This window comes from Kitasatospora sp. NPDC004272 (genome assembly GCF_053603035.1).
The window spans coordinates 1-26,718 of record NZ_JBSGET010000010.1 but is presented as its reverse complement, the minus strand read 5'-3'; the positions used below and the strand labels follow the sequence as shown (position 1 = coordinate 26,718).

Annotated in this window: 21 protein-coding genes, 1 tRNA gene and 1 other RNA gene; 14 read left to right on the top strand and 9 right to left on the bottom strand. The window is 74.7% G+C overall.

Features of this window, described 5'->3' with window-relative positions:
- Window positions 1-105: 105 nt before the first annotated feature.
- The gene (locus tag ACWEO5_RS05425) at window positions 106-2,082 is read right to left on the bottom strand and encodes a lamin tail domain-containing protein (protein WP_452160357.1); all 1,977 of its coding nucleotides are present in this window, start codon (window positions 2,080-2,082) and stop codon (window positions 106-108) included.
- Window positions 2,083-2,291: 209 nt separating this feature from the next.
- Between ACWEO5_RS05425 and ACWEO5_RS05420 the strand changes: the two genes are divergently transcribed.
- Window positions 2,292-2,702: a transcriptional regulator gene (locus ACWEO5_RS05420; RefSeq protein WP_452160355.1), complete on the top strand. Its 411-nt coding sequence runs from the start codon at window positions 2,292-2,294 to the stop codon at window positions 2,700-2,702.
- A 75-nt stretch (window positions 2,703-2,777) separates the two neighbouring features.
- The gene (locus tag ACWEO5_RS05415) at window positions 2,778-3,740 is read left to right on the top strand and encodes a LysR family transcriptional regulator (protein ID WP_452160353.1); all 963 of its coding nucleotides are present in this window, start codon (window positions 2,778-2,780) and stop codon (window positions 3,738-3,740) included.
- 124 nt (window positions 3,741-3,864) lie between these two features.
- On the opposite strand, the gene ACWEO5_RS05410 is transcribed toward ACWEO5_RS05415, so the two are convergent.
- From ACWEO5_RS05410 to ACWEO5_RS05400, 3 genes are all read right to left on the bottom strand, one after another.
- Complete coding sequence (locus ACWEO5_RS05410; protein ID WP_452160351.1) at window positions 3,865-4,998, bottom strand: metallophosphoesterase; 1,134 nt, start codon at window positions 4,996-4,998, stop codon at window positions 3,865-3,867.
- 209 nt (window positions 4,999-5,207) lie between these two features.
- Window positions 5,208-8,039 (bottom strand): helix-turn-helix transcriptional regulator, encoded by a 2,832-nt coding sequence (locus ACWEO5_RS05405; protein WP_452160349.1) that lies wholly within the window; start codon window positions 8,037-8,039, stop codon window positions 5,208-5,210.
- Window positions 8,040-8,158: 119 nt separating this feature from the next.
- The gene (locus ACWEO5_RS05400) at window positions 8,159-9,748 is read right to left on the bottom strand and encodes an MFS transporter (protein ID WP_452160347.1); all 1,590 of its coding nucleotides are present in this window, start codon (window positions 9,746-9,748) and stop codon (window positions 8,159-8,161) included.
- 171 nt (window positions 9,749-9,919) lie between these two features.
- Between ACWEO5_RS05400 and ACWEO5_RS05395 the strand changes: the two genes are divergently transcribed.
- The 3 genes from ACWEO5_RS05395 (at window position 9,920) to ACWEO5_RS05385 (ending at window position 13,433) form a co-directional block, all read left to right on the top strand.
- Window positions 9,920-10,513, top strand: coding sequence for an NADPH-dependent FMN reductase (locus tag ACWEO5_RS05395; protein WP_452160345.1), 594 nt, complete (start codon window positions 9,920-9,922; stop codon window positions 10,511-10,513).
- 340 nt (window positions 10,514-10,853) lie between these two features.
- On the top strand, window positions 10,854-12,131 hold the full coding sequence (locus ACWEO5_RS05390) for an MFS transporter (protein WP_452160343.1): 1,278 nt from the start codon (window positions 10,854-10,856) through the stop codon (window positions 12,129-12,131).
- Window positions 12,132-12,284: 153 nt separating this feature from the next.
- A complete protein-coding gene (locus tag ACWEO5_RS05385; protein ID WP_452160341.1) occupies window positions 12,285-13,433 on the top strand; it encodes an alpha/beta hydrolase in 1,149 nt (382 codons plus the stop codon).
- Window positions 13,434-13,549: 116 nt separating this feature from the next.
- Here ACWEO5_RS05385 and ACWEO5_RS05380 read toward each other — a convergent pair whose 3' ends face one another.
- Window positions 13,550-13,753 carry a cold-shock protein gene (locus ACWEO5_RS05380; RefSeq protein WP_030916923.1) on the bottom strand — a complete coding sequence of 68 codons (204 nt, stop codon included), beginning with the start codon at window positions 13,751-13,753 and terminating at the stop codon, window positions 13,550-13,552.
- Window positions 13,754-14,201: 448 nt separating this feature from the next.
- On the opposite strand from ACWEO5_RS05380, the gene ACWEO5_RS05375 reads away from it, so the two are divergent.
- Complete coding sequence (locus tag ACWEO5_RS05375; protein ID WP_344549587.1) at window positions 14,202-14,423, top strand: hypothetical protein; 222 nt, start codon at window positions 14,202-14,204, stop codon at window positions 14,421-14,423.
- Window positions 14,424-14,597: 174 nt separating this feature from the next.
- On the opposite strand, the gene ACWEO5_RS05370 is transcribed toward ACWEO5_RS05375, so the two are convergent.
- From ACWEO5_RS05370 to ACWEO5_RS05355, 4 genes are all read right to left on the bottom strand, one after another.
- Window positions 14,598-16,889 (bottom strand): helicase C-terminal domain-containing protein, encoded by a 2,292-nt coding sequence (locus tag ACWEO5_RS05370; protein WP_452160339.1) that lies wholly within the window; start codon window positions 16,887-16,889, stop codon window positions 14,598-14,600.
- A gap of 501 nt (window positions 16,890-17,390) precedes the next feature.
- Window positions 17,391-17,747 (bottom strand): hypothetical protein, encoded by a 357-nt coding sequence (locus ACWEO5_RS05365; RefSeq protein WP_452160337.1) that lies wholly within the window; start codon window positions 17,745-17,747, stop codon window positions 17,391-17,393.
- Entirely contained in the window at window positions 17,744-18,205 is a 462-nt protein-coding gene (locus ACWEO5_RS05360; protein WP_452160335.1) for a prevent-host-death family protein, read from the bottom strand. Before ACWEO5_RS05360 ends, ACWEO5_RS05365 begins: the two co-directional genes overlap by 4 nt.
- A gap of 329 nt (window positions 18,206-18,534) precedes the next feature.
- Window positions 18,535-18,619, bottom strand: a tRNA-Ser gene (locus tag ACWEO5_RS05355).
- Between the two features lie 129 nt (window positions 18,620-18,748).
- Here ACWEO5_RS05355 and ffs point away from each other — a divergent pair.
- The 8 genes from ffs to ACWEO5_RS05315 form a co-directional block, all read left to right on the top strand.
- An RNA gene (ffs, locus tag ACWEO5_RS05350) (signal recognition particle sRNA small type) lies at window positions 18,749-18,845 on the top strand.
- Between the two features lie 72 nt (window positions 18,846-18,917).
- On the top strand, window positions 18,918-21,134 hold the full coding sequence (locus ACWEO5_RS05345; RefSeq protein WP_452160333.1) for a DNA polymerase III subunit gamma and tau: 2,217 nt from the start codon (window positions 18,918-18,920) through the stop codon (window positions 21,132-21,134).
- 231 nt (window positions 21,135-21,365) lie between these two features.
- Entirely contained in the window at window positions 21,366-21,683 is a 318-nt protein-coding gene (locus ACWEO5_RS05340; RefSeq protein ID WP_380276388.1) for a YbaB/EbfC family nucleoid-associated protein, read from the top strand.
- 277 nt (window positions 21,684-21,960) lie between these two features.
- Window positions 21,961-22,560 (top strand): recombination mediator RecR, encoded by a 600-nt coding sequence (recR, locus tag ACWEO5_RS05335; protein ID WP_030463236.1) that lies wholly within the window; start codon window positions 21,961-21,963, stop codon window positions 22,558-22,560.
- Window positions 22,553-23,218, top strand: a complete 666-nt coding sequence (locus ACWEO5_RS05330) for a DUF5063 domain-containing protein (protein ID WP_344549576.1) — start codon at window positions 22,553-22,555, stop codon at window positions 23,216-23,218. Before recR ends, ACWEO5_RS05330 begins: the two co-directional genes overlap by 8 nt.
- A gap of 397 nt (window positions 23,219-23,615) precedes the next feature.
- Complete coding sequence (locus ACWEO5_RS05325) at window positions 23,616-24,899, top strand: aspartate kinase (RefSeq protein ID WP_344549575.1); 1,284 nt, start codon at window positions 23,616-23,618, stop codon at window positions 24,897-24,899.
- Window positions 24,900-25,188: 289 nt separating this feature from the next.
- Window positions 25,189-25,716 (top strand): SigE family RNA polymerase sigma factor, encoded by a 528-nt coding sequence (locus ACWEO5_RS05320; RefSeq protein WP_344549819.1) that lies wholly within the window; start codon window positions 25,189-25,191, stop codon window positions 25,714-25,716.
- Window positions 25,709-26,718 (top strand): hypothetical protein (locus ACWEO5_RS05315; RefSeq protein ID WP_452160331.1); only part of this gene is annotated, 1,010 nt, incomplete at its 3' end. The genes ACWEO5_RS05320 and ACWEO5_RS05315, both read left to right, overlap by 8 nt.

The window sequence follows — 26,718 nt, the reverse complement described above, 5'->3', positions numbered from 1 at the left end:
CAGGTTGACAGCCTGTCAGGTGCGGAACGCCGGGAACGGGCCGGGGCCCCGGCCGCGCGGGGTGCGCGGCCGGGGCCCCGAGCGGGAGCAGGGGTCAGCAGGGAATCAGCAGGGGAAGGTGCCGCTGTAGAGGGCGTGCCCGTACGAGGAGGTGCCGGAGCCGAAGCCGTAGATGCCGTCGTCGCTCCAGACCGCCTCGCGGAAGCCGCCCGCACAGGTGGAGGTCGGCGCGAGGGCGAAGCCCTCCAGGTTGTCGACCGGCATGACGGCCGGGTTGGTGTAGGTCACGTCCGGGACGATCGCGCCGGCGGCGTTGACCTTCAGGAAGGTGTGGGTCTCGCCGCAGGTGTTGTCGCAGGTGGCGACGATCCGCTGGGTGCCGGCGTCGTAGGTCACGTCCATCACGCCGGGCTTGCCGGTGGAGACGGTGCCGAAGGTGGTGAAGGTGCCGTCCGAGTTGAGGCCGTAGACGTGCAGGGTGCCGTCGTACTCCAGGCCGGCGAAGAACAGGCCGGAGCCGTGCAGCGGGTAGTTCGCCGGGTTGTAGGCGGCGCCGGTGAGCGGGTCGGTCCAGCCGTTGGCGGTCAGCCAGCTGTCGGGGACGTAGCCGACGCCCTCGAAACCGAGGTTGGCGTCGTCCTTGCTGCCGGTGTCGAGCTGCGGGAACTGCGCGGTCATGTCCCACTGGTGCAGCGGGGTGAGGGTGCTGCCGGTGGCGGCCGGGTCGAACTCCATGACGGTGTCCTTCGGCACGGTGTTGTTGGCGTTGTCGCGCTCGGAGGTCACGTAGAGGTGGCCGTTGCCGCCGACGGTCAGGCCCTCGGAGTCGGGCTGGCCGGTGCCGCCCGCGAAGCGGATCTGCTTGCCGGTGGCGCTCCAGGTGGCGTCCGGGACCCACTTGCCGTTGCTCTTGACCAGCTTGTACAGCCAGTTCTTGTTCTTGGCGGCCCACAGCACGGACGGGTTGGCCGGGTCGAAGGCCAGGCCGCTGACGTCGCGGCCCTCGGGGCCGGTCGAGGTGGTGAATGCGCAGACGTTGTCGGCGATGGTGACGTCGAGGCCGCCGGGCCAGGCCAGGGTGCCGGACGGGGTGGCGCCGGTGCCGCCGGGCGCCTCGGGGGTGCAGCCGCTGGTGAGCGAGCCGCCGCCGCCGAGCAGTCGGCCGGTGCCGCCCGTACCGCCGGTGCCGCCGCCGGGGGTGCTGCCGGAGCAGGAGTTCACGGCGCCGAAGGTGGCGTTCGCGGAGGTCTGGAAGCCGGTGGCGCAGCGTTCGTCGGAGGGGGAGGCGCCCGCGGCGGCCCAGGTGGCCGAGTCGACGGTGTTGCCGCTGCCGTCGATCAGGAACAGCGAGTCGTTGCCGCCCAGGCCGATGCTGGAGTTGAACGTGACGTAGCCGCCCGCGGGGATGCTGGTCGCGCTCGGCGAGGAGGCGGAGATCGTGGCCGCGGTGTGCGTGGTGTCGTTGTCCAGGTACTTCCAGGCGCCGATGCTGACCGCGGCGGTGCCGCCGTTGTACAGCTCGACGGTGTCCGAGCCGTCCGAGCTGACCTCGTTGACCACGACCCGGCTGGCGGCGGGCAGCGAGGCGGGGCAGCCGGCCGCGTTCGCCGCGCCGAAGGTGGTGGCGGTGGTGGTGGTCACCCACGCGCCGGTGCCGTCGCCGCCGCAGCGGGCCATCGCGGGCTTGGCCTTGTCGGTGGCCCAGTCGACCCGGTCGACCACCGTGCCGCCGGCGGTGTAGATCACCACCTTGTCCGAATCACCCAGCCCCTTGGGCGAGTTGAAGGTGACGAAGCCGCCGGCCGGGATGCTGCTCGCGGACGGGCTGAAGGTCTGCGGCGAGAAGCCGTCGTCGGACATCTTCCAGCCGCTGATGCTCACGGCCGCCGAACCGGCGTTGTAGAGCTCGACGGTGTCGTTGCCGGCCGAGGTGACCTCGTTGACGCGCACGTTCTGGTAGCCGGCCGGGTCGGCCGCCGCCGCGGACTGCGCGACGAACAGGCCGGTGACCATCAGGCCGGAGAAGGTGAGGGACGCGGCGCACACGGAGGCGACGCCGACACGCGAGTGTGTAGTGGGCACGGGCCGGAACTCTGACGACACGACGTGGAAACAGCGTGTACGCCGGTTGAATCCCGGGCCCTTCCCGCCGGAACGCCAGGTTCACGCCGCCCCGGTCCGTGGCTGTTCGGCCACTGCGCGAAGTGGCGCGCCGCGCGGGTGATTGCCCGGGCGGAAAGCACCTGCCAGGCTGGCAAAGGTCTTACCGGCTCGGGAGGTTCGGAGCACTGATGGAACGGCACCAAGACGAGGTCGAAGCGGCTCGCAGCACGCCTGCGGCGGGGCGCGGCGGGCTGCTCCCGGGGTTCGACGAGTCGATCCACCACCCCACCAGGCTCGCCGTGGTGGGGTTCCTGTCGGGCTGTACCGAGGCCGAGTTCCGGGCCGTCCGGGAGGGCTGCGGGCTGTCGGAGTCGGGGCTGAGCAAGATCGCCTCGGCCCTGGAGGCCGTCGGCCACGTCGGGGTCCGCCGCGGCTACGTCGGCAAGCGGCCGCGCACCTGGCTGGGCCTGACCGCGCAGGGCCGGGCGGCACTGGCCGGGCACCTGGCCGCCCTGCAGCGGATCGCCGCCGAGGCGGCCGGGCGCGGTGCCGCGCACGACCGCGAACGGACCACCGCACAACCATCCGTTGTGCAATGAGCCCTGGTGAGGCGTATGAACCAGGGCTGATGTATCGCATCGACAACCGACCATTGTTCGGTAGGGTGGCCCGTCATGGACCTCGAAGCCGTGCGCACCTACGTCGCCGTCGCGGAGGCCGGCCAGTTCCAGAAGGCCGCCACCGACCTGGCGATCACCCAGCAGGCCGTCTCCAAGCGGATCGCCGGGCTCGAACGGGACCTCGGCGTCCGGCTGTTCGCCCGCACCCCGCGCGGGGCCGAACCCACCGTCGACGGGCAGGCGTTCCTGCCGCACGCCCGCGAGCTGCTGCGAGCCGCCGACCGGGCCGCCGCCTCGGTCCGGCCCGGCGCCCGGCCGCTGCGGGTGGACGTGATCAACTCGCGCGGCGCGGCCTCCCGGCTGATGCGCGCCTTCCACCGCACCCACCCGGGCGTCGAGCTGGACATCGTCATGCTGCTCGACATCGACAGCGCGGTCGCCGCGATCCGCTCCGGCACGGTCGACGCCTCGTTCCGGGCCGTCGGCGCGCCCGGCCGCCCGCTGCCCGAGGACCTCACCGCCACCCGGGTCCTGGACGAACCGCTGCACCTGCTCACCGGCCCGGGGCACGCCCTCGCCGCCGCCCGCGCGGTGCCGCTGGCCGAGCTCGCCGGGCACCGGATCTGGATGCCCGGCCTGCTGCCCGGCAGCGAGTGGGCCGCCTACTACGAGGCGCTGGCGGGCGAGTTCGGCCTGACCATCGAATCGACCGGGCCCAACTTCGGCTCCGACGTGCTGCTCGACACCATCGCCGACACCCCCGCGCTGGCCACCTTCATGGGCGAGGACACCCGACTGGTCTGGCCCACCGGCCACGGCCTGCGCCGCGTCCCGGTCACCGACCCCGTCCCGGTCTACCCGCACTCGCTGCTGCACCACCGGGACAACCCGCACCCGGCGCTGCCCGCCCTGCACGCCCACCTCGCCGCCGCGGCCGCCGCCACCCCCACCCCGGCCGGGGCCTGGACGCCGTCCTGGACACCCGCCCGGACCCCGTCCCGGACCCTGGCGGGCTGAGCGACCGCGCGGACCCTGGCGGGCTGAGCGACCGCGCGGCCACCCGGCAGCGCCACCCGCGCTACCCGCCCGTGCCCGTGCCCGCGCTACCCGCCCGTGCCCGTGCCCGCGCTACCCGCCCGCGCTACCCGGCAGCGCCGCCCGCGCGCAGCGTCAGCACGGTGATCTCGCTCGGCGCGAACACCCGGAACGGCGGCCCCCAGAAGCCGGTGCCGCCGCTGGTGTAGAGCCAGGTCCGCTCCCCGTGCCGGCTCAGGCCGCGCACCACCGGCTGGTCGATCCGGACCAGGTAGCGGAACGGCCAGATCTGGCCGCCGTGGGTGTGCCCGGACAGCTGCAGGTCGATCCCGGCGGCCGCCGCCTGCGGGACGTACTTGGGCTGGTGGGCGACCAGCAGCACCGGCAGCCGGGGGTCCGCCCCGGCCAGCGCGCCGTCCAGGTCGGTCCGGTGCCCGGCCAGGCCGGAGGACTCGGCGGTGACGTCGTCCACTCCGGCCAGCACCAGCGAGTCGCCGCCGCGCTCCACCACCACGTGCCGGTTGTGCAGCGCCTCCCAGCCCAGCTCGGTCATCCGGTCCAGCCAGCCCTGCGCCTCGCTGCCGTACTCGTGGTTGCCGGTCACGTACACCCGGGCCAGCCGGGCCTCGACCGCCCCGAGCGGCGCGGACTGGGCGCGGCGCTGGACGGGCGTGCCGTCCGCGATGTCACCGGCGTGCACCACCACGTCCGCGTCCAGCGCGTTGACCGCCGCGGTGACGCCCGCCGACCAGGCCGCCCGGTCGATCGGCCCGTAGTGGGTGTCGGCCAGCAGCACCACCCGCAGGCCGTCCAGCCCGGCGCCGAGCCGCGGCAGGTGGACGTCCAGCCGCCGCACCCGGGGCACCCGCATCGCCTCGTGGTGGCCCCACGCCAGCACCCCGGCCGCCAGCAGCACGACCGCCGCCGCGACCAGCCGGGCCCGGCCGGTGCCGCCGACGCCGGCCGCGGCCAGCAGCAGGTCGGCCAGGGCGCCCAGCACCGAGCAGGTCCACAGCACCCACACCACGCCGAGGCTGGTGTCCGCGATCCGGGCCGCCCGGTCGTCGCGGCTGCGCGGACTGTGGCCCCGGACCATCAGGACCGGGAAGCCGACCGCCCAGGCCAGCAGCACGGCCGTGCCCGCGAGCACCACCGGCAGCGGCCAGCCGGTGCCCGCCGCGAGCAGCGTCCACCACGGCGGCAGGCACAGCAGCAGCAGGACGCCGACCAGGATCGCCACCCGCCGGTCCACCCGCCGCCCGACCGGGGGCCCGGCGGGACGCCCGCCCGCCGCCGCCCGCTGCCCGGGTACCGCCACCGGCTGCCCGGGCACCGTCGCCCGCTTCCCGGGCGCTCCCGCCGGCTGCCCGGGTGCTCCCGTCCGCTCCGTGGGACCGCTGTCCGTCGCCATGCCGCCTCCTGTGTCCGTCCTCCCCGCGCCCGGCCGGATCAGAAGGCGATCCGGGCCAGTTCGGTGCGGGAGGTGATCCCGAGTTTCGCGTACGTGTGGGAGAGGTGGTAGCCCGCGGTGCGGGGGCTGATGAACAGGCGGCTGCCGATGTCCTTGTTGCTGAGGCCCTCCGCGGCCAGCCGGGCCACCTGGAGCTCCTGCGGGGTGAGCAGGTCCAGCGGGCCGGGACCGGCGGCCTGGGCGGTGCTCTCACCGGTGGCGCGCAGTTCGCCGCGGGCCCGCTCGGCCCAGGGCGCGGCGCCCAGCTGCTCGAACGCGTGCAGGGCGGAACGCAGTTGGGTGCGGGCCTCGGCGGTGCGGCGCCGGCGGCGCAGCCGTTCGCCGTACAGCAGCCGGGTGCGGGCCAGGTCGAACGGGGAGCCGCCGTCCTGCTGGTGCAGCCGCAGCGCCTCCTCGTAGTGGGCGGTGGCGGTGTCCGGGTCCTCGGTGAGCAGGGCGCGGCAGCGCAGCGCGAGCGCCCGGGCCCAGGGCTGCCCGCCGAGCGCGGCGTGCTCCCGGTACCAGCTCTCGGCGGTGCGGCCGCGTTCGGGCCGCTCCAGCCGGGCGGCGGCCTCGACCAGGTCGGGCAGGGCGGCGATGATGCCCTGCCGGTCGGGGGACGCGGCGAGCGCGGTCAGCCGGTCCAGCGCGGCCTCGGTGCGGCCCAGGCCCAGGTCGAGGACGGCCAGGGCGGTGCCCGCGTGCACGGTGGACGGGGCGATGCCGCGGGCCAGCGCCTCCTCGGCGTGCGCCCGGCAGGCGTCCTCGTCGCCGCGCAGCGCGGCCAACTGGGCCAGCACGGTGGCCAGGTGGATCCGGACCCGGGCCTGCCCGCTGTCCTCGGCCGAGCGCAGCCCGTCGGTGGCGGTGGTGAGCGCGTCGCGGTGCCGGCCCAGCATCAGCTGGGTGCGGGCCAGCAGCATCTGGGCCACCGCCAGGACGCCGAGCGCGCCGGTCTCCCGGCAGCGGCGCTCGACCGCGGCGGCCAGCTCGTGGGCCTGGTCGGTCCGGCCGTCGAACAGGTGCCACCAGCCCAGCCGGACCTGCTCGCGCAGCGCCGTCGGGGAGTCCGACCCGTAGGCGGAGGAGAGGAGTTCGCGGACGGCACCGGCGCCGTCGGCGAGCGCGGCGGGCTCCAACCGGTGCTGGCCGGCGGCCACCCGGGCCAGCGCGGTGATCCGTTCGGCGCCGGGCAGGGCGAGCTCGGCGGCCCGCTCGGCGCTGCGCTCGATCGCCTGCTGGTCGCCCGCGTGCCAGGCGGCCTGCGCGGCCTGGAACAGCAGCGCCCCGGCCAGTTCCGGGTCGGCGCTCTCCACCTCCCCGGCGGCCTCGGTGAACATGGCGTGGGCGTCGCGCGAGCGGTCCTGCTCGTCGGCGACGGCGGCCCGCAGCCGGGCCGCCCGGGCCCGCCGCACCGGGTCGGCGAGGTACGGCCCGGCCTCCCGGGCCAGCCCGTCGGCCTGCTCCAGGCGCCCGGCGTCGGCGGCGGCCGACGCCGCCTCGAAGAGCCGGCGGCCGCGCTCGGCCGGATCGGCGGTGAGCGCGGCGGCCCGCTGGTAGGCGGCCGCGACGGCGTCGAACCCGCCCCGGGCGCGGGCGTGTTCGGCACTGCGCTCCAGCAGCCGGGCCGCCTCGGCGTCGGGTCCGGTCGCGGCGGAGGCCAGGTGCCAGGCCCGCTGCCGGGCCAGCTCGGGGTCGCCCCCGCAGTCCTCGCCGCTCCCGTCGCTCCCGCCGCCGCCCGTCAGGACCTCGCCAGGGGCTCCGTCCGGTGCCCCGCCCGGCGCCTCGGCCAGGACCTCGGCCAGTGCCCGGTGCGCGGCGACCTGCCGGGCGGTACCGGCCCCCTGGTAGACGGCGACCCGGATCACCGAGTGCCGGAACCGGACCCGTCCGTCCTCGACCCGCACCAGCCGGGCCCGCTCGGCCGGCTCCAGGTCGTCCAGCCCGGCGCCCAGCCGCCCGGCCGCGGCCAGCACGGCGTCCAGCCGCCCCCGCTCGTCCGTCGCCGCGACCAGCAGCACCGTCCGGGTGCCGGGCGGCAGCGTCGCCACGCTGTCGGTGAAGGTGCGCAGCAGCCGGCTGTGCGCGGGCAGGCAGGCCACCCCGTACGGGGACGCGTAGTGCTCCGACGACCTTTGGGCGGCGGGCAGTTCGAGCAGCGCGAGCGGGTTGCCCATCGCCTCCTTGAGCACCAGCGTCCGGGCCGGACCGGGCAGCCGGTCGGCCCCCGCGGCCGAGGCGAGGACCAGTTCGGCGGCGGCCGCGTCCAGCGGCCCGACCGGCAGTTCGGGCAGCCCGGGGGTGTCCGGGCCGTCGCCGTCGCCGGTGCCCCCGCGCACCGCCAGCAGCACAGCCACCCGCTCCGCGCCCAGCCGCCGGGCCGCGAACAGCAGCACCCGCAGCGACTCCGCGTCCAGCAGGTGCGCGTCGTCCACCACCGCCAACACCGGCTGTTCGGCGGCCAGTTCGGACAGCAGCGTGAGCACCCCGAGCCCGGCCAGGAACCGGTCGCCGGACGCGGCCTCCGCCCGCAGCCCGAGCGCGCCGCGCAGCGCGGCGGCCTGCGCCCCGGGGAGCGACCCCAGCCGGTCGAGCACCCCCGCCAGCAGCAAGTGCAGCCCGGCGAAAGGCAGTTCACCTTCGCCCTCGATGCCCGCGCCGCGCAGCACCCGCATCTCCCGCTGCTCGCCCCGCCGCGCGGCGTACGCCAGCAGGGCGCTCTTCCCGATCCCCGGCTCCCCGCGCAGGACCACGGCCCCGCCCCGTCCCTCCCGGGCCCCGTCCAGCAACCGGTCGATCGCGGCGGTCTCCGTCGTGCGTCCATGCAGCATGCGAACCAGCCTAGTTGGCGTCCCGTTCCGGGCCCGGGTGGCGAACCGCATCCCGGACGGCCGCCCAACTACCCAGCGAGGCAGTGGAATCGGCCAAATTCCTTGCCGGTAGCAGGAGTTCATCCAGCCTGCTGGACGGTCCCCGCAGCCCCCGCCTCCGCCTCCGCCCCCACCCCTGTCCCCGTCCCCGTCTCCGCTGCTGCCGGGCGGCTCGGGGCCGTCCCCCGGGCCGGGCCGGTGCGCAGCAGGGCCGTGACGGCGGCCAGCGCGGCGCCGACCAGGGCGGCGACGGTCCACAGCACGACGTGCCAGGCCGAGGTGAACTGCTCGGCCAGGAAGGCGGGTTCACCGCCGGTCAGCTGCCCGGAGACCACCTCGGCGGCCACCCGCGCGGAGCCGACCCGGGAGGTGACCAGGGTGAGCAGGGCGGCGCCGAGCCCGGCGATCACCATCGCCTGGCCGCCGCTGCGGACGGTGTTGAGGAACCCGGCGGCCATCCCGGCCCGGGCCGGGCCCACCTGGTTCATGGCCTGCCCGTCGACGATGCCGTTGGCCAGTCCGGTGCCGGTGCCGACGGCCAGCAGCGGCCCGGCCAGGACGGCGCTGCCCGCGCCCGGCGCCAGGACGGTCAGCCAGGCGTTGCCCGCCGCGACCAGCGCCAGCGCCACCGCGATGACGACCCGGGCCGGCACGCCCCGGGTCAGCAGCCGCCCGCTGAGCAGCGGCACGACCAGGACCGGCGCGGTCAGCCACAGCATGGTCGCGCCCGCCCGCCCGGCCGAGGCCCCGTCGACGCCCTGGAAGTACGTCGGCAGGTAGGTCAGCGACCCGGCGAAGCCGGCCGACGAGGCCAGGCCCGCGACCGTCCAGGCCAGGTAGCGGCGGTCGCGCACCAGCGTCAGGTCGAGCACCGGGTGGGCGGCCCGGGCCTGCCGCAGCGCGAAGGCCGCCAGCAGCACCGGACCGGTGCCGAACGCGCCGAGCACCGGCGGGCTGGTCCAGCCGTTGGCGGGCCCCTGGGTGACTCCGGCCATCAGCAGGCCGAGGCCCGCCACGAACAGCGCCGCGCCCGGCACGTCCAGCCGGGCCCGGCCGGCCGGGCGCGGCTCGGCGAGCAGTCCGGCCCCGCCCGCGACCAGCGCCCCGACGGCCGCGAACAGCCCGAACGCGACCCGCCAGCCCACCGACCCGACCAGCGCGCCGGTCAGCGTCGGGCCGAGCGCCAGGCCCACCCCGCCGGTGGTGCCGAAGGCCGCGAACGCCCTAGTCCGGGCCGGCCCCTCGAAGGCGGAGGCGAGCAGCGCGCCGCCGCCGGACATCACGCCCGCCGCGCCGAGCCCGGCCAGCGCCCGGGCCGCGTCCAGGAACCAGGCGCCGGGCGCGAGCGCGCTCAGCCCCAGCCCGACCGCGAACACCGCGGCCCCCGCCCGGTAGGTGCGCCGCCGCCCGAACAGGTCGCCGAGCGCCCCGAACACCAGCATGAAGCTGGACGCGGTCAGGAAGTAGCCGGTCACCACCCACTGCAACGCGGGCCCGGAGGCGCCGAGTTCGGCCCCGATGTCGGACAGCGCCACGGTCGTCCCCGACATCGACATCGCCAGGGTGAGCATGCCCAGCAGCACCACCCCGAGGGTCAGTGCCCGTCGCCCGCCCCGCTCCGTCCCGTTCCGGGCCGCCCCCGGCCGCCTGGCCCGCGTCGTGTCATCCATGCCGTCGACGCTAGGAACCGGCCGCGGCCCCGCGCATCCGTCGAATGACCGGGGACCGCCCCCGCACCGGACCAGGTCATCCGACGGATGCGCGCCCGGTACCCGGCTCCGTAGCGTTCCCGACGTCAGCCAGGCCGCAGCGAGCGGCCCGACCGCGAAGGGACACCCGCCATGACCGACACCGCCATGACCGACACCGCCGCCCCCCTGCAGCTCGCCGTCATCATCGGCTCCACCCGGGAGAACCGCTTCGGCCCGACCGTCGCCCGCTGGTTCACCGAACAGGCCCGGGGCTACGGCGAGTTCGGCGTCGACCTGATCGACCTCGCGGACGCCGACGTCCCGCACCGGCTGGGTGCCGAACCCACCCCGGGGGTCGCGGCCCTCACCCCGCGGATCGCGGCCGCCGACGCCTTCGTCGTCGTCACCCCCGAGTACAACCACTCCTACCCGGCCTCGCTGAAGGCCGCGATCGACTGGCACTACAGCCAGTGGCAGGCCAAGCCGGTCGCCTTCGTCTCGTACGGCGGCATGAGCGGCGGCCTGCGCGCCGTCGAGCACCTGCGGCAGGTCTTCGCCGAGCTGCACGCCGCGACCGTCCGCGACAGCCTCAGCTTCCACATGGCCTGGGAGAAGTTCGACGCCGACGGGCAGCCGCACGACGCCACCACCGCGAACGGCGCCGCCAAGCGGATGCTCGACCAGCTCACCTGGTGGGCCCGCACCCTGCGGGCCGGCCGCGAGCACACCCCGTACACGGCCTGACCGGCCGCGGGCAACGCCCGTTCCAACGGCCCGTCCGTTCTCCCCCGGACGTACGGGCCGACGGCCGTCCACACCGGGCGTGCGCCGAACCGGGGCCGCAGCGGTCGCGGGACCGCGCCTCCCGGGCCGGACCACCGCACGGCCGAAATTCGCCCGGACGCCCACCGGAGGCCGTGCGCGCCCCGCCCCGGCGCTGCTTTGCTGGCACCCCCGCCCGGTACCACCTCGCCCGGCACCCCCGGTCCGGTACCACCTCGCCCAGCACCGCACCCTGTCGATCCGCCCGCCGGGCCGCCCCGCCGATGCGTACGCGCGGCGACCCGAGACGAGGGAGGGACACGTGGACACCTGCTCCGCCCCGCGGCACACCGGCACCACCCGCCGGGGCGCCCTGGCCCGGATCGGCCAGCCGTTGCGCGCCCCCGCCTTCCGCTGGTGGTTCGGCGCCCAGGTGCTGTCCGCCTCCGGCACCATGACCCAGGCCGTGGCGATGTCCTGGCTCGTCCTGCAGCGCACCCACAGCGCGTGGTGGCTGGGCGTGATCACGGTCGTCACCTGGGGCCCGCTCCTGCTGCTGGGCCCCTGGGCCGGCGTCCTGGTGGACCGCACCGACCGGCGCCGGCTCCTGATCGCCACCCAACTCGCCTTCGTCGCCCTGGGGCTGGCCCTCGCCGCGCTCGCCCCGCTGCGGCCCCCGCTGCCCGTCCTGCTGCTGCCCGCCGCCCTCAGCGGCGTGGTCACCGCCCTCGACGCCCCGGCCCGCCAGGTGTATGTGGTCGACCTGGTCGGCGCCGAACGGATCGCCGGCGCGGTGAGCCTGTACGAGGTGACGATGAACGCCTCCCGGGTCCTCGGCCCCGCCGCCGGCGGCCTGCTGCTGGGCACCGTCGGCGCCTGGGCCTGCTTCCTCGCCAACGCGCTGGCCTTCCTCCCACCGCTGGCCGTCCTGCTGGCCGTCCGCCCCGCCGCCTCCGCGGCCGTCCGCCCCGCCGCCCCCGCCACCTCCGCCCCGGCAGCCTCCGCCGCCGCCCCGGCGGTCCGCACCGCCGGGGCGCTCCGGGCGGGGCTGCGCTACGTGCGGGACGACCCACCGATCCGGGCCTGCCTGCCGATCGCGGCCGCCGCCGGGATGCTCTTCAACCTCGGCGTCGCCCTCCCGCTCTTCGCCTCCCGCACCCTGCACCTGGACGGCGGCGGCTACGGCGCCCTGATGGCCGCGTTCGGCCTCGGTGCCCTGCCCGGCGCGGTCCTCGCCGCCGGCCGGGGCGACCCCACCGGCCGCCAGGTCAGGAACCTGGCCCTGGCCACCGCGCTGACCGTCCTCCTGCTGGCGGCCAGCCCCGACCCGCCCGTCGCCTTCGCCGCCATCGCGGCGGCCGGCTTCACCGGCATCCGCTTCATCACCGCCGCGAACACCCTGGTCCAGCTCCGCTCCACCGACGCCCTGCGCGGCCGGGTGATGGCCGCCTGGTCGATGGCCCTGCCCGGCACCCTCCCGCTCACCGGCCTGCTGCTCTCCGCCGCCATCCAGCTGGCCGGCCCCCGCGCGGGTTTCGCCCTGGCGGCCGCCGCCCTGGCCGCCACCACCCTGCTCGGCTGGCGCGCCCTGCGCCGATGACCCGGCCCTCCCCGCCCAGTCCCTCCCGCCCCCATCCCCCCCATCCCCTGTCTTCTCCCCTTCCCCGCTCCGGAGGTGCCCGCCCGTGATAGGACGGACGGGATACCACGGGCGGGGTGGGACGAACCGAGTGTCGAACGGGGAGTGGCGCGGATGGCCGCGGGTTATCTGACGACGGTGGTGCTGGCCACCGTGATCACGGTGTTCTGCCTGGTCCCGGTCCGGGGGCCGGCCCCGCTGTTCTGGTTCAGCTACCGGCTGGGGCTGGTCTTCAACGAGCTGCCCTTCCTCGCCCTCTACGGCCTGGCGGCGGCCACCGCCCTGGCCTTCGCGGAGGGCGACATCACCACCGCGGCCGACTGGGCCGCCGTCGCCCTGGCCGTCGTCCCCGCCGTCGGACTCGCCGTGGTCGCCCGACGCGGCCTGCGCACCGCGGCCGTGGTCGGAGGGGCCCTGGACGAGGCGCTCGGCGCAGGCGCGGCCACCCGGCACCGGCCGCCGCTGGCCCGCATCCTGCTCCGGCCGGTCTTCCGCCGCCGCCGCGAGGTCAGGCGGGTGGCGAACCTCGGCTACGGCGACGCGGGCGTCCGCAACCTGCTGGACGTCTACCACCACCGCGCCCGCCCCGAGGGCGGCCCGGTGCTGATCCACTTCCACGGCGGCCACTACGACCAGGGCCGCAAGGACACCCAGTCCCTCCCGCTGCTGTACCGCCTCGCCAGCCGGGGCTGGGTCTGCATCAGCGCCAACTACCGCCTGCGGCCCGCCTCTTCGCACCCGGACCACCTGATCGACGCGAAGAAGGTCATCGCCTGGGCCCGCGAGCACGCCACCGAGTACGGCGCGCACCCCGGGGCCGCGGTGTACGTCTCGGGCAGTTCCGCGGGCGGCCACATGGCGGCGCTCGCCGCCCTCACCGCCGACGACCCCGCCTACCAGCCCGGCTTCGAGGAGGCGGACACCTCGGTGACCGCGGCCATCGTCCTCAACGGCTACCTCGGGACCTACTTCGACGGGAATCCCGCGACCTCCCCGGTCAACCTCGTCCGCCCGGACGCGCCCCCCTTCCTCATCGCCCACGGCGACCTGGACGAACTGGTCGAGACGGACAACCCCCGAGCCCTCGTCGGCGCCCTGCGCGCCGTCTCCGCCTCCCCCGTCGTCTACGCCGAGCTCCCCGGCGCCCACCACGCCTTCGACCTCTTCCACTCCTTCCGCTTCGAAGCCCTCATCGACGGCATCGAAGACTTCGCCGGCTGGGTCGGCGCCCGGGAGACCCCGCCCCACCGGCCGGCCCCCTGACCCGACCCGACCGACCCTTTCCCGGAGCCGGAGCCGGAACCGAAAAGGGCCCGCACCGCGCACGATGTGCGCAGTACGGGCCCTTCGCTGCCAGGCGGTCGCCGCGGCAGTGGGAACTACAGCGGGCGAATGTTCTCGGCCTGCGGGCCCTTCTGGCCCTGCGTGACGTCGAACTCGACCTTCTGGCCCTCAAGCAGCTCGCGGAAGCCGCTGGCGTTGATGTTCGAGTAGTGGGCGAAGACGTCCGGGCCGCCACCCTCCTGCTCGATGAAGCCGAAGCCCTTTTCCGCGTTGAACCACTTCACGGTGCCATTAGCCATGTAAAAAATCTCCTTCAAGGGACCTTCCGGAACCCGCACGTTACGGGCACCGAGTCACCGCGATGAGCGCCCGCCCGGAAAACATCCGGAAAACAAAAATGCGCCCGCGATTCATCAGCAGGCGCACACAAGTTCATGGGAACCACTACTGCAACTCCTTCGACTGTAGCAGCCCGGAGTCCGCAGTGGGGGGACATTTCCCCCCAGTTTTCGACCGGGTCGCGCGCCGCTTCGGCGGACCGGACCCGCCTCCGCCACCAACCCACCATCGCCTCAAGATAGTTGATCCGATCATCCGCCCGCCGGACGCGGCGGCCACCCTCCGTCACCCGACCGGCCCGCCACCGCGCCGGAGAGTGCCGTTCGACACATCCGGCATATCGGGCATCCAGAATTCGAGCCGTCAGAAAGGGGCGCCACCCCCGCTCCGCGGCGCATACTGGACTGGATGAAAAAGCCTGAAGCAGTCCGCCGACACCTGCCCACCAGCCCCTTCAAGGCCAAGGCCGAAGCACCCCGCAAGCACTTCGCCGTCGGCGACCGCGTCACCCACGACGCCTACGGCCTCGGCCGGGTCATCGCCGCCGAGGGCGACAGCGCCGTCCTGGTCGACTTCGGATCCCACCAGGAACGCATCGCCGAGCCCTACCGCGGAATGTTCCCCCTCTGACCGCCCCACCCGGCCCCCGACGCACCCGCCACGCCACGACCTCCACAGGCCCGGACCGCACCCGCGGCCCGGGCCTCCGACCGCGACGGCGGCCCGGGGTCCGGCGGCCCGGGGGCCCGACCCCGGGCCACGGCCACGGCCACGGAGTCCGAGCGCCCCTGCGCGCGTCGCGGGCTACGAGGACACCACCGACACCACCGGCATCACCGCGTGGATGCGGGAGAGGGTGAACACCCGCTCGTCGTTCCGCAGGTGGCACCAGGCGTGGAGGTAGGGGGAATCGAGTTCGAGGCGGCTGAGGGTGCGGACGGTCGTGCTGCCCGAGGTGGCGACGTACTCGATGGTGATCGAGTGCCCTTCGTCGACGGCATGGGCCAGCTGGCGGGCATCGGTGAAGGAGAGGTTGCGTGCGTCCCCGGCGATGATCTCCTCGGTGTCGCTCGCGTACGGACGGCCGTCGTACGGGTCGGGCTCTGCGAGGTCCTGTGGGGCGTCCCGGAGCCGGCAGGCGAGGGCGTGCAGGTCGACGGCCGCCCCCACGGCCGCAGCGTGGGCGTCCGTCCGCTGGGTGCGGGTCCCGCCACCGGGACGACGAGGGGGCGGGACCGGGCTCGCCGCGCGGTGGCGCCGGGCCCGTTCGATCCGGACGGATCCGTCGGGCTCCTCCGCGACCGGGGCGTAACCCGCGGCGCGCAGCGCGGCGAGGGTCTCGTCCGCCGGGGTCCGGCTGATCAGCACCGTCGGTGCCAGCTGTCGCAGGCCGAGCGGGGAGAGCCGGCGGTGGGCGACCAGTTCGGCCAGCAGGGCGGGCTCCTGGCCGTGGATCACGCAGGCCGCGGAGACGACCCGCACCCGGCCGTGGCCGCGCGCGGTGTCGTGGATCAGGTACGAGAGCGGTTGGGGAAGCGGCTCGACGGCGACGGCGGCCAGGTCGGTCGTGAGGGCGTCCGGGGTGCGGCCGGCGTCCAGGGCGCGGCGGACGCTGCCCGGGCTGAACCGCCACACGGACGCCGCACCGGCAGTCTCCCGGTCCGCGACGGAGTCCAGCAGTTCGAAGAGGTGCGCCGACGGCGTACCGGCGACCACGGCCGTGAGGTCGCTGCCGAAGCGGGCGGTCCCGCTGGCGGCGGGCAGCAGACGCCGGCAGGCGTCGGTGAGCGCTTCGGCGTCCTCGGCGAGCAGGGCGGCCCCGAGCGGGGACACGGCCCCGAGGGCGAGTACGCCGAGCAGTTCCGCCTCCCTGACCAGGGTGGCGAACGGCGTGGCGTCCTGGGGGAGTTCGTCGGCGAGCGGGCGGAGCCACCGCAGCAGCGCCCCGAGGTCCGCCGACCCTGCCGCGCCCTTGCCGGCCGGGAGCTGTGACGCGGCCGTGAGCAGCCCGTGCCGGGCCTGGACGCAGCCCTCGCAGGGCGGTGTCCCGGCGAGGGCCGGCCGCGCCTTCCCGTCCTCGTCGCGGCTCCCGCCAGGGGTCAGCGGGAGTGCCCACCAGGCCCGGAGCAGCACCGCGAACTGGTCGGCGGGGTCCTTCCCGGCCCAGCTGTCGTAGGCCGTGGTCGCCGTGACCCGGTCGCCGTCCCGGGCCAGCAGCCCGGCCGCGCTCGCCGTCTCCAGCACGAGGCGTACCGGGATCTCGTCGCACTGCGCCGCTTTCCCGATCCGGGACAGCTCGCGGGTGCCGATCCCGCCGGTCTTGAGCCGGGCGGGCGGGGCGGCGGCGCACACTCCCAGGACGGACACGGCGTGGGCGGCGAGCGCCATGGAGGCGGCCGCGGCTTCCCGCTCGACGTCCGGGCCGGCGGCGGGAACGGAAGGCACCTCGGGCGGGACGGGTGCGAACGGGGCGTGCCAGTCCGGGCCGCGCAGGACGAGCGCCACCTCCGCGGGCATCCGGGCGGGCCCGTAGCGGTACCGGTCCCGGACCAGCAGCCCTCGCTCGACCGCCCACTGTTCGCCGGGCCCGGCGTCGGCCTGCGGCGCCCCGAACAGGACGAAGCCCGTTCGCTTCGGAGCCTTGAGCGCGAGCCGATCGAGGAGTTCGCGGGTGGCGCTGGGCGCCTTGGCCACCAACGCGGCGACCCGAGCCGGATCGCCGTGGTGCTCGACCAGTGCTGCCAGCCGCCGCTCTTTCCGGTTGGCCGCGGGCTTGACGCCGAGCTTCGCCAGCATCCGGCCCAACTCGTCGGAGTTCACGCCCGCGAGCAGTTGCCCGAGCGGTGCGTCGAGCCCCAGGGGCGAGGCCCACGCGTTCCGCAGCGGTGCCGCCATGTGGAGCCGGCCGTTGCCGTCCGGCCACACCAGGGCGCGGTCCATCAGCGCCTGCACCGTGGCGGTGAACCCGCGGGCGCGTTCGCCCTGCGACGCCCCCAGCAGGAACGCCAGTTCGTCCGGCGACGCAACCGTCAGCACGGCGAGGGCCTCGGCCACCTGCAGGCACGGCAGCGCGAGCCGGGGCAGGACCAGCGCCACTGACGCCGGGCGCTGAAGACGATCCGCCAGCTCACCGACCGACCGCGGCTCCGGAGCCGCCACGGCGTCAGGGCGCGCCGCCAGGATCCGCTCCAACTCGGCGGCATCGAGACCGTGCAGCCACGAGGCCAGTGCCGATCCGCTCTTCTTACCGATGGGACACCTCACCGCGTAGGAGGACGCCAACACCCTGCCGAAGCCGTCCGGAGACACCAGGATGGCGCACCAGCAGGAGGCGGAAGCGCCGAAGGCCCGGACCGCGCGCTGCGGTCCGGGCCTTCGGTCAGGCGGAGGGTGCGAGATTCGAACTCGTGAGGGGTTGCCCCCAACACGCTTTCCAAATCTCCTGGGCCCCGTTCGCTGAGGTTCACCCCTGTCCTGACCTGCGGCGAATTGCACAGCTGGGCGGCGGCTGAACCTGATTGGACGGGTAGGAATGAGGCCAGAACTGAGACCGCGCCGCCTGTCGCCTGGAGCCGGATCGATCCGCTCCGCTGCCGGTCAGCTGTCCGTGTCCTTGGGATGCCGGGGTGAGGCGTAGACGAGGTGGACGGTCCGGCCCGGCTCGTCGACGAGGTAGCGCACGCGCCCGCCGGCGGTCACCTCGTACTCCCACTGCGGTAGTTCGTCGCCGCCGAGAACACGCGTCGAAAGGCGGCCTCGGAGCCGGTGCTGCCGATCGGGGTCACTTGCGGACAGGGGGTCGGTGCGGAGGGCTTCGAAGCAGCGCCGGGTGTTCCCCGGCGCTTCCGTGCAGAGGTCGCCCCATCCTTTGGCAGCCTCGCTGGTGGCGAACCGCAGCCGCCACTCGTCGCCGACCGGTGGCGGCGGGACGTCGTCCCCGCGCTTGGGGCTCATGGAGCGAGTACCTCGCCGTGGTCCTCGCCCGAGAGCGGTCCGGCGAGCTGGGCGCTCAGTTCGGGGTCCGCCAGGATCCTGGCGGTGGCACGCCACTCGACGATCACGCGGTGCAGGTTGGCGTGGACGTCCAGCTCCACCACGTCGCGGGTGGCGTCCACGAGGTCGACGACGAACTCGCGGACCTCCTCGGCCGACAGGTGCCGGGTCCAGGGAAAGACCTCAGGGAGGGCGAGGAGTACTGCGCGCGCCCCCTCGTCGCTGGTGATCAGAGCTGCGAAGAGCCGTGCGGTGACGTCGGCGGTCTCCTCGCGCTGACGGTCGTGGCGTTCGGTGGTCAGGTACAGGTCCTCGCCGTCACGACGGGTGACGTGGACGCGCTGGGCCTGCTCGACGGTGTCCGCGACGCGCTTCGAGTTCTTCGACAGGTCGGAGAACGACACGGTGAGAGTGGACATGCGGCCACGCTACTTCGGAATACGTTCCGAAGTCAATGTGCAGATGCACCTAACTAGGTGCAGACTCCCGCGCCATAGTTCGAGAGCATGGCGGGAACGCCTGGAGGGACCTGACGTGTGGAGATCCGCAGCAGTAGTGGGTAGTGCAGTACTTGGGTTCATGGCGGTCGCCGCCGCGCTGCTCCGATCGACGAGGACGGTCCTGCGGCTGGGGGCCGACGTGGTGCGCTCCTGGCGCGATCTCCGGCATGCCCTCTCAAGTCGTTCTGATCGATCGCCAGGAAACGCCGAAGGCCCGGACCGCTGGGCGGTCCGGGCCTCCGATCAGGCGGAGGATACGAGATTCGAACTCGTGAGGGGTTGCCCCCAACACGCTTTCCAAGCGTGCGCCCTAGGCCTCTAGGCGAATCCTCCGTGGGAGAGCTTAGTACATGTCGAGGGGTGGTTGCGACCATGCTCTCGCAGGTGGGTGGCGGGGTGGGCGGTCGGTGGATCGGGGTGGGGTGGGTGGGGGGAACGGGGGCTGGGATCCGCTACTCTTGGGGCAGCCCCTCGTGTGGCGCTATCTCGCTGAACCCCCCCAGGGCCGGAAGGCAGCAAGGGTAAGTGGGCTCTGGCGGGTGCACGGGGGGTCCTTGCGTTTCCGGGGGGAGTGCGGGGGAGTGCGGGTGGGCGGCCGCGTTTGTCGGTTGGGCCCGATATCTTCGGGGGTGTGTCCCTAGCCCTGTACCGCCGCTACCGCCCCGAGACCTTCGCGGAGGTCATCGGGCAGGAGCACGTGACCGCCCCGCTCCAGCAGGCCCTGCGCAACAACAGGGTCAACCACGCGTACCTGTTCAGCGGGCCGCGCGGGTGCGGGAAGACGACGAGCGCCCGCATCCTGGCCCGCTGCCTGAACTGTGAGCAGGGGCCGACCCCCGATCCGTGCGGGGAGTGCCAGTCCTGCCGGGACTTGGCGACCGGCGGCCCCGGTTCGATCGACGTGATCGAGATCGACGCCGCCTCGCACGGTGGTGTGGACGACGCGCGCGAGCTGCGCGAGCGGGCGTTCTTCGCGCCGGTGCACAGCCGGTACAAGATCTTCATCCTGGACGAGGCGCACATGGTGACCTCGGCCGGCTTCAACGCGCTGCTGAAGGTGGTCGAGGAGCCGCCGGAGCACCTGAAGTTCATCTTCGCGACCACCGAGCCGGAGAAGGTGATCGGGACGATCCGGTCCCGCACCCACCACTACCCGTTCCGGCTGGTCCCGCCGGGCACGCTGCGCGACTACCTGACGCAGGTCTGCGGCCGGGAGGGCATCCAGGTCGAGGACGCGGTGTTCCCGCTGGTGGTGCGGTCCGGCGCCGGTTCGGTGCGTGACTCGATGTCGGTGATGGACCAGCTGCTGGCGGGCGCCGGCGAGGCCGGCGTGACGTACCAGATGGCGACGGCGCTGCTGGGGTACACCGACGCGGCGCTGTTGGACGAGGTGGTGGACGCCTTCGCCGCGCAGGACGGCGCGACGGTGTTCCAGGTGGTCGACCGGGTGGTCGAGGGCGGGCACGACCCGCGCCGGTTCGTGACGGACCTGCTGGAGCGGCTGCGCGACCTGGTGATCCTGGCCACCGTGCCGGACGCGGGGGAGAAGAGCCTGATCGACGCCCCGGCCGACCGGATCGCGGTGATGCAGGCGCAGGCCGACCGCTTCGGCCCGGCCGAGCTGAGCCGCGCCGCGGACCTGGTGAACACCGGGCTGACCGAGATGCGCGGGAACGCCGCGCCCCGGCTGCAGTTGGAGCTGATCTGCGCCCGGGTGATGCTGCCGGGCGCGTACGGGGACGAGCTCTCGGTGCAGGCCCGGCTGGACAAGCTGGAACGGCGGGCCGCGACGGGCGGGTTCGCCGCGCCGGCGGCCTTCCAGCCGGTTGCGCCGGCCGCCCCCGGGTTCCCCGCACCGCAAGCCCCGGCGCCCGCCCCCGTCCAGCCGACGTCCTTCCAGCCCGCGCCCGCGCCGCAGGCTCCCGCGCCGCAGGCCCTCGCGCCCGCCCCGCAGCCGCCCGCCCCGGCCGGCCCCGCCCCGGGTGCCTGGCCGATCCCGCGCAGCTTCCCGCCCGGCGGCCAGCAGCCCCCGGCCGCGGCCCCCGCCCCGGAGGCCCCGGCCCCGGTTCCGACCCCGACCCCGGCAGCGGCATCGGCCCAGGCCCCGGCGCCCGTTCAGCCGCCCGTCCCGGTTCCGGTCCAGCCGCCCGCCGGTGCGCAGCCCTCGGCGGCGGCGCAGCAGGGTGCGGCGCAGATCCGGCAGATGTGGCCGCAGATCCTCGAAGCGGTGAAGAACCGCCGCCGGTTCACCTGGATCCTGCTGAGCCAGAACGGCCAGGTGGCCGGGTTCGACGGCAGCACGCTGCAGGTGTCGTTCGTGAACGCGGGCGCCCGGGACAGCTTCGTCGGCAGCCACAGCGACGAGGTGCTGCGGCAGGCGCTCACGGACGCGCTGGGCGTGGACTGGCGGGTGGAGTGCATCGTCGACCCGTCGGGCGCGACCAACGCGCCGTCGGCGGTGTCCGCGGCGCCGCCCGCTCCGGCGGCCGGTGGCTGGGGCGCCCCGCAGGCGCCCCGTCCCGTTCAGCCGGCTCCGGTGCAGCAGGCCCCCGCGCCCGCCCCGCAGGCGGTCGTGCCGGCTCCGGTGCAGCAGGCGCCCGTCCCGGCGTTCCCGCCCGTGCAGCAGCAGCCGCAGGCGTCGGCGCCGCCGCACCGGGCCCCGTCCGCGCCGCCGGTCCGGTCGAATCCGCAGCCGGTGCAGTCCCAGCCGGTGGTGGCGCCGGAGGACGACGTCCCGGAGGAGGACGACCCGGATCTGGTCGAGGACGTGTTCTCCGCCCAGGAGTTGATCGTCCGCGAGCTGGGCGCCACTGTGCTGGAGGAGATCCACCACCGCCCGGGCAGCTGACGGCCCGGCCGGCCCCCGGCCCCGGCCGGGTCGCCCCCGGGGCCGGCCCCGGCCCCGGCCCCGGCCCGTCCCTGGTCCCGCGACTGACGTGGGGTTCACGGGCGGCCGCGTAGGCTCGGGGGCGAGGGGCGGGTGCGGGCGGTTCCGGCCGGGCGCACCGGTGCCGCGCAGTCGTGTGTGGAGTGTCGACGGATCGAGGAGAGTCCCGTGTTCCCTGGTGGCCAGCCGAACATGCAGCAGCTGCTCAAGCAGGCGCAGAAGATGCAGGAGGACCTCGCCCGGGCCCAGCAGGAGCTGGCCGAGGCGAGGGTGTCCGGTTCCGCGGGCGGCGGCCTGGTGGAGGCGACGGTGACGGGTGCGGGCGAACTGCTCGCGCTGACCATCGCCCCGGCGGCGGTCGACCCGGAGGACACCGAGACCCTGGCCGACCTGGTGGTGGCCGCGGTGCGCGACGCCGCCGCGGCCGCGCAGAAGCTGCAGGCCGAGCGGATGGGCCCGCTGACCCAGGGACTGGGCGGCGGCAGCGGCATCCCGGGCCTGCCGTTCTGATCCGACCCGACCCGACCCGATCTGATCCGACCGCCGACCCCGTCCGGTCTCGGCCCAGGCCCAGGCTCAGGCCCAGGCCCGGGCATCGGCGGGCCGGGGTCGGCGGCTCCGGGCACACCCGGTGCAGGCGGCGGAACCCGCAGTGACAAGTTGTGTGATTTATGGGCCAGTAGGGCGTCGGGCGGTGTGTCCGGCGCCCGATTCGTTGGATGATGGCACCGGAGCGGACTCCGGTACGGCACCGGAGCGGACTCCGGTTCGAAGGAAGGCGTTGCAGGTGTACGAGGGCGTGGTGCAGGACCTGATCGACGAGCTGGGCAGGCTGCCCGGGGTCGGTCCGAAGAGCGCCCAGCGGATCGCCTTCCACATCCTGCAAGCCGATCCGGTGGACGTGCGCCGGCTGGCGCACGCACTGCAGCAGGTCAAGGAGAAGGTCCGGTTCTGCGCGGTCTGCGGCAACGTCGCGGAGGCCGAGCACTGCCGGGTCTGCCTGGATCCGCGCCGCGACCTCGCGGTGATCTGCGTGGTGGAGGAGCCCAAGGACGTAGTGGCGATCGAGCGGACGCGCGAGTTCCGCGGCCGCTACCACGTGCTGGGCGGGGCGATCAGCCCGATCGAGGGGGTCGGTCCGGACGACCTGCGGATCCGCGAGCTGATGACACGGCTCGCGGACGGCACGGTCACCGAGCTGATCCTGGCCACCGACCCCAATCTGGAGGGGGAGGCGACCGCGACCTACCTGGCCCGGCTGTGCAAGCCGATGGGCCTCAAGGTCACCCGGCTGGCGAGCGGACTGCCCGTCGGCGGGGACTTGGAGTACGCCGACGAGGTCACCCTCGGCCGGGCGTTCGAAGGGAGACGACTGCTCGATGTCTGACCGAACCGACACCACCACCGAAACTCCGGGCCCGCTGGGGCGGACCGGGGCCCCGGACGACTTCGCGGTGCAGATCTCCGACTCGGTGGAGAGCTTCGTGCTGGCCGTCACCGAGGTGGCCAAGGGCGACGAGCCGGGCAGCGCGATCTCGCTGCTGCTGCTGGAGGTCTCCCAACTGCTGCTGGCGGGCGGCCGACTGGGCGCGATCGAGGACGTGCTGCCCGAGGACCGCTTCGAGCCGGACGCCGGGCCGGAGCCGGACGGGGTGGAGCTGCGCGAGCGGCTCGCCGAGCTGCTGGCGCCGATCGACGTCTACCACGAGGTGTTCGACCCGTACGGGCCGCCGGAGAAGCCGAGCGCGTTCCGGATCTCGGACGACCTGGCGGGCGTGGTCAGCGAGCTGAACCACGGGCTGACGCACTACCGCGAGGGCCGGGTCTCCGAGGCGCTGTGGTGGTGGCAGTTCTCGTACCTGTCCAACTGGGGCTCGACCTGCACGGCGGTGCTGCGCGCACTGCAGTCGCTGATCGCGCACGTCCGGCTGGACTCGCCGCTCGGCGCGGTCCCGGACGGGGCGGACACCGACGACGACGGGCTGACGGACGAGCAACTGGAGCAGCAGGCGGGCGACCTGATGGCGGCCGAGCTCGGCCTGTAGCCGTCCACAGGCCCCGGCAGGGCCGGAAGCGGCTCCGAAGCGGCTCCGAAGAAGGCTCCGAAGCGGCTCGGGCGTGGCCCGGAAGCGGCTCGGAAGCAGCCCCGGGCGCGGCTCGGGCCCGGCCGGAAATCGACCACGGTCGACCGAAAACGATCGGAAGTGGTCGGAAGAGTCCGGATGTGACGCAACAGTCATCGGCCGCCCGGAAGCGAAGATTCCGGGAGCCGGGCCGGGCTCCGGCGGCGATTCTTCGGAGCGGGCGGCCGGCGCCCGCAGACCTGCCGGTCGGCGGTGACCAGAGTTCGATATTCGTATCTCAGCATGTGAAAGGCGTCAGCCGGAGAACCCCTGCTCGTTAGACTGAGGACGACCTACCACCCCAAGTCGAGGAGCCCCCGTGGGCCTTGTCGTGCAGAAGTACGGCGGCTCATCCGTCGCGGATGCCGAAGGCATCAAGCGCGTCGCCCGCCGCATCGTGGACACCAAGAAGGCCGGCCACGAGGTCGTCGTCGTGGTCTCCGCGATGGGTGACACCACGGACGAACTCATCGAGCTCGCGGAACAGGTGACCCCTATTCCGTCCGGCCGTGAGTTCGACATGCTGCTGACCGCCGGAGAGCGCATCTCGATGGCGCTGCTGGCCATGGCGATCCGGACGCTGGGCTTCGACGCCCAGTCGTTCACCGGCAGCCAGGCCGGTGTGATCACCGACTCGACCCACAACAAGGCGCGCATCATCGACGTGACGCCGGGTCGGATCCGGGCCGCCCTGGACGAGGGCAACATCGCGATCGTGGCCGGTTTCCAGGGCGTGTCGCAGGTCTCCAAGGACATCACCACGCTGGGCCGCGGCGGCTCGGACACCACCGCGGTGGCGCTGGCGGCCGCGCTGGGGGCCGAGGTCTGCGAGATCTACACCGACGTGGACGGCGTGTTCACCGCCGACCCGCGGGTGGTCAAGAAGGCCCGCAAGATCGACTGGATCGCCTTCGAGGACATGCTGGAGCTGGCCTCGTCCGGCTCGAAGGTGCTGCTCGACCGCTGTGTGGAGTACGCACGGCGCTACAACATCCCGATTCACGTACGATCGTCGTTCTCCGGTCTGCCGGGGACGATCGTCAGCGGCACCAACCCGAACCAGAAGCCCGAAGGGGGCGAGATGGAGCAGGCCATCATCTCCGGAGTCGCCCACGACACGTCGGAGGCCAAGGTCACCGTCGTCGGCGTGCCCGACAAGCCGGGCGAGGCGGCCCGGATCTTCCGCGCGATCGCGGATGCCGAGGTCAACATCGACATGGTCGTGCAGAACGTGTCGGCCGCGGCCACCGGTCTGACCGACATCTCCTTCACGCTGCCCACCAACGAGGGCCAGAAGGCGCTGGACGCGCTGAACCGGGTCAAGGAGGGCATCGGCTTCGAGTCGCTGCGCTTCGACGACGCGATCGGCAAGATCTCGCTGGTCGGCGCCGGCATGCGCTCCAACCCGGGCGTCACCGCGACCTTCTTCGAGGCGCTCTCCGAGGCGGGCGTGAACATCGAGCTGATCTCCACCTCGGAGATCCGGATCTCGGTGGTCACCCGCGCGGAGGACGTGCCGGAGGCGGTCCGCGCCGTGCACAGCGCGTTCGGCCTGGACAGCGAGAGCGACGAGGCGGTCGTCTACGGCGGCACCGGCCGCTGAGCCGCCGCCGTCGGCGCCGGACGACACGCGTCCGGGCCCGCCCCGGATACCCACACCGCAACGGTTGTGTGCGGGAGGGGTGAAGCGGACCCGGCCCGTCCGCCGGGTCTGCCAGAATCCCCCTTCGGAGCCAGTGCGCTCGGGAGGGGGATTCCTTCTTCCCGCGCAACAACGCCCCCGGCCGGGGCAACCAGGACAGGGGATCGTGTGTCCAACCATCGTGAGGAACGTGACGGGGGCGGCGGTGGCGGTCGTCCTGCCCGGGGCGGCCCGGCGGGCCGGTAGTCGGATGGGCTTTGCTGCGGCGGCAGCGGACGCGACCGGGGCCAGCGTCGACCAGCTCACCGACGCCTACCGGGCCCACTACCGTTCCCTGTTGCGGCTCGCCGCGCTGCTGCTGGACGACCTCTCCTCCTGCGAGGACGTCGTCCAGGAGGCGTTCATCCGGGTGCACGCCGCCCGGCGCCGGGTCCGCGACCCCGAGAAGACCCTCGCCTACCTGCGGCAGACCGTGGTCAACCTGTCCCGGTCCACGCTGCGCCGCCGCCTGCTCGGCCTCCGCCTGCTGCCCAAGCCCATGCCTGACATGGCCAGTGCAGAAGAGGGGGCTTACGATGCGCTGGAGCGCGACGAACTCAAGGCCGCGCTCCGGGGGTTGCAACGCCGTCAGCGGGAGGTGCTGGTGCTGCGCTACTACGCCGATCTGACGGAGGCACAGGTCGCGGAGGTGCTCGGCATTTCCCTCGGCTCGGTGAAGGCGTACGGGTCGCGCGGGATCGCCGCCCTGCGGGCGCGGATGGAGCACGGCGATGACTGAGGGCCGACCTTCCCACCCCGGCGGGAGAGCGGCAGGCGACGGACCAGCCGGTGGCGGACCGGCTGGTGACGGGCCGTCCGGTGGCGGGCCGTCCGGTGGCGGACGGGCCGACGCCGTCGCGGACGCGCCGATCGCGGGCGCGCTGACCGAGGAGTTGCTGCGCGCCCGGCTGCACCGCGCCGTCGCCGCCCTCGAACCCGAACCCGGCGCGCTGCCCCGGCTGCGCGCCGCCGTGCCGCGCCGACGCGCCGTTCGCCGACGGGCGCTGGGCGGGGCGGTGGTGCTGGCCGCCGCGATCGCCGCGCTGCCGGTGGTGAACGTCACCGGACCGTTCGACCTGTCCGGGGACCCGACCGGTGGGCAGGCCGCCCCCGGGGCGGGCAGCAGCCCGGTGAAGACCCCCGGCAGCCACCCCGGGCACCCGCACAGCTCGGCCGCGGTGCCGCCCGCCGGTGCCACGAGCCCGGGCCCGGAGGCGTCCGCGAGCCCCTCCGCGACCGGCAGTCCGGGCGTCTCGCCCACCGCCGCCCCGCTCTGCGCCCGCACCGACCTCGGCCGGGGCGACGCCCGGCAGGCCGCCGCGGATCCGGCCGACGGCAAGGTCTACGGCTGGTTCCGGCTGACCAACACCGGCCCGCACGCCTGCCGCCTCGCCGGGGCCGGCACCCTCGTCCCGGGCGCCGGGGCGAGCGGCGTCCAGGTGCTCGCGCACGGCGCGGGCGACCCGGCCGACTCGCTGCCCGACCCGGCGGCGCTGCCCACCGAGGTGCTGCTCGCCCCGGGCGGCTCGTACGTGGTGCGGTTCGCCTGGGTGCCCGCGCGCTGCCCGTCCGCCTCCGAGTCGCCCACCGCGCCGAGCGGGCCGCAGCAGCCCACCGCGGGGGCCAGCGGGGCCGCGCTGCCCGCCGCCGACACCGGCGCCGCCGCCTCGGATATCGGCTGCCAGGTCTCGCATCTCTCGGTGACGGCAGCTCGGCGACGCGGTGATCTGCTACGGGCACG

Excerpts from the sequence above, each read along its gene's own strand:
- ACWEO5_RS05380 (WP_030916923.1), bottom strand. The coding sequence starts at position 13,753 with ATGGCTAATGGCACCGTGAAGTGGTTCAACGCGGAAAAGGGCTTCGGC.
- ACWEO5_RS05330 (WP_344549576.1), top strand. The coding sequence starts at position 22,553 with ATGTCTGACCGAACCGACACCACCACCGAAACTCCGGGCCCGCTGGGG.
- ACWEO5_RS05360 (WP_452160335.1), bottom strand. The coding sequence starts at position 18,205 with ATGTCCACTCTCACCGTGTCGTTCTCCGACCTGTCGAAGAACTCGAAG.
- ACWEO5_RS05395 (WP_452160345.1), top strand. The coding sequence starts at position 9,920 with ATGACCGACACCGCCATGACCGACACCGCCGCCCCCCTGCAGCTCGCC.
- ACWEO5_RS05385 (WP_452160341.1), top strand. The coding sequence starts at position 12,285 with ATGGCCGCGGGTTATCTGACGACGGTGGTGCTGGCCACCGTGATCACG.
- ACWEO5_RS05320 (WP_344549819.1), top strand. The coding sequence starts at position 25,189 with ATGGGCTTTGCTGCGGCGGCAGCGGACGCGACCGGGGCCAGCGTCGAC.
- ACWEO5_RS05415 (WP_452160353.1), top strand. The coding sequence starts at position 2,778 with ATGGACCTCGAAGCCGTGCGCACCTACGTCGCCGTCGCGGAGGCCGGC.
- ACWEO5_RS05365 (WP_452160337.1), bottom strand. The coding sequence starts at position 17,747 with ATGAGCCCCAAGCGCGGGGACGACGTCCCGCCGCCACCGGTCGGCGAC.
- ACWEO5_RS05340 (WP_380276388.1), top strand. The coding sequence starts at position 21,366 with ATGCAGCAGCTGCTCAAGCAGGCGCAGAAGATGCAGGAGGACCTCGCC.
- ACWEO5_RS05400 (WP_452160347.1), bottom strand. The coding sequence starts at position 9,748 with ATGGATGACACGACGCGGGCCAGGCGGCCGGGGGCGGCCCGGAACGGG.
- ACWEO5_RS05420 (WP_452160355.1), top strand. The coding sequence starts at position 2,292 with ATGGAACGGCACCAAGACGAGGTCGAAGCGGCTCGCAGCACGCCTGCG.
- ACWEO5_RS05405 (WP_452160349.1), bottom strand. The coding sequence starts at position 8,039 with ATGCTGCATGGACGCACGACGGAGACCGCCGCGATCGACCGGTTGCTG.
- ACWEO5_RS05375 (WP_344549587.1), top strand. The coding sequence starts at position 14,202 with ATGAAAAAGCCTGAAGCAGTCCGCCGACACCTGCCCACCAGCCCCTTC.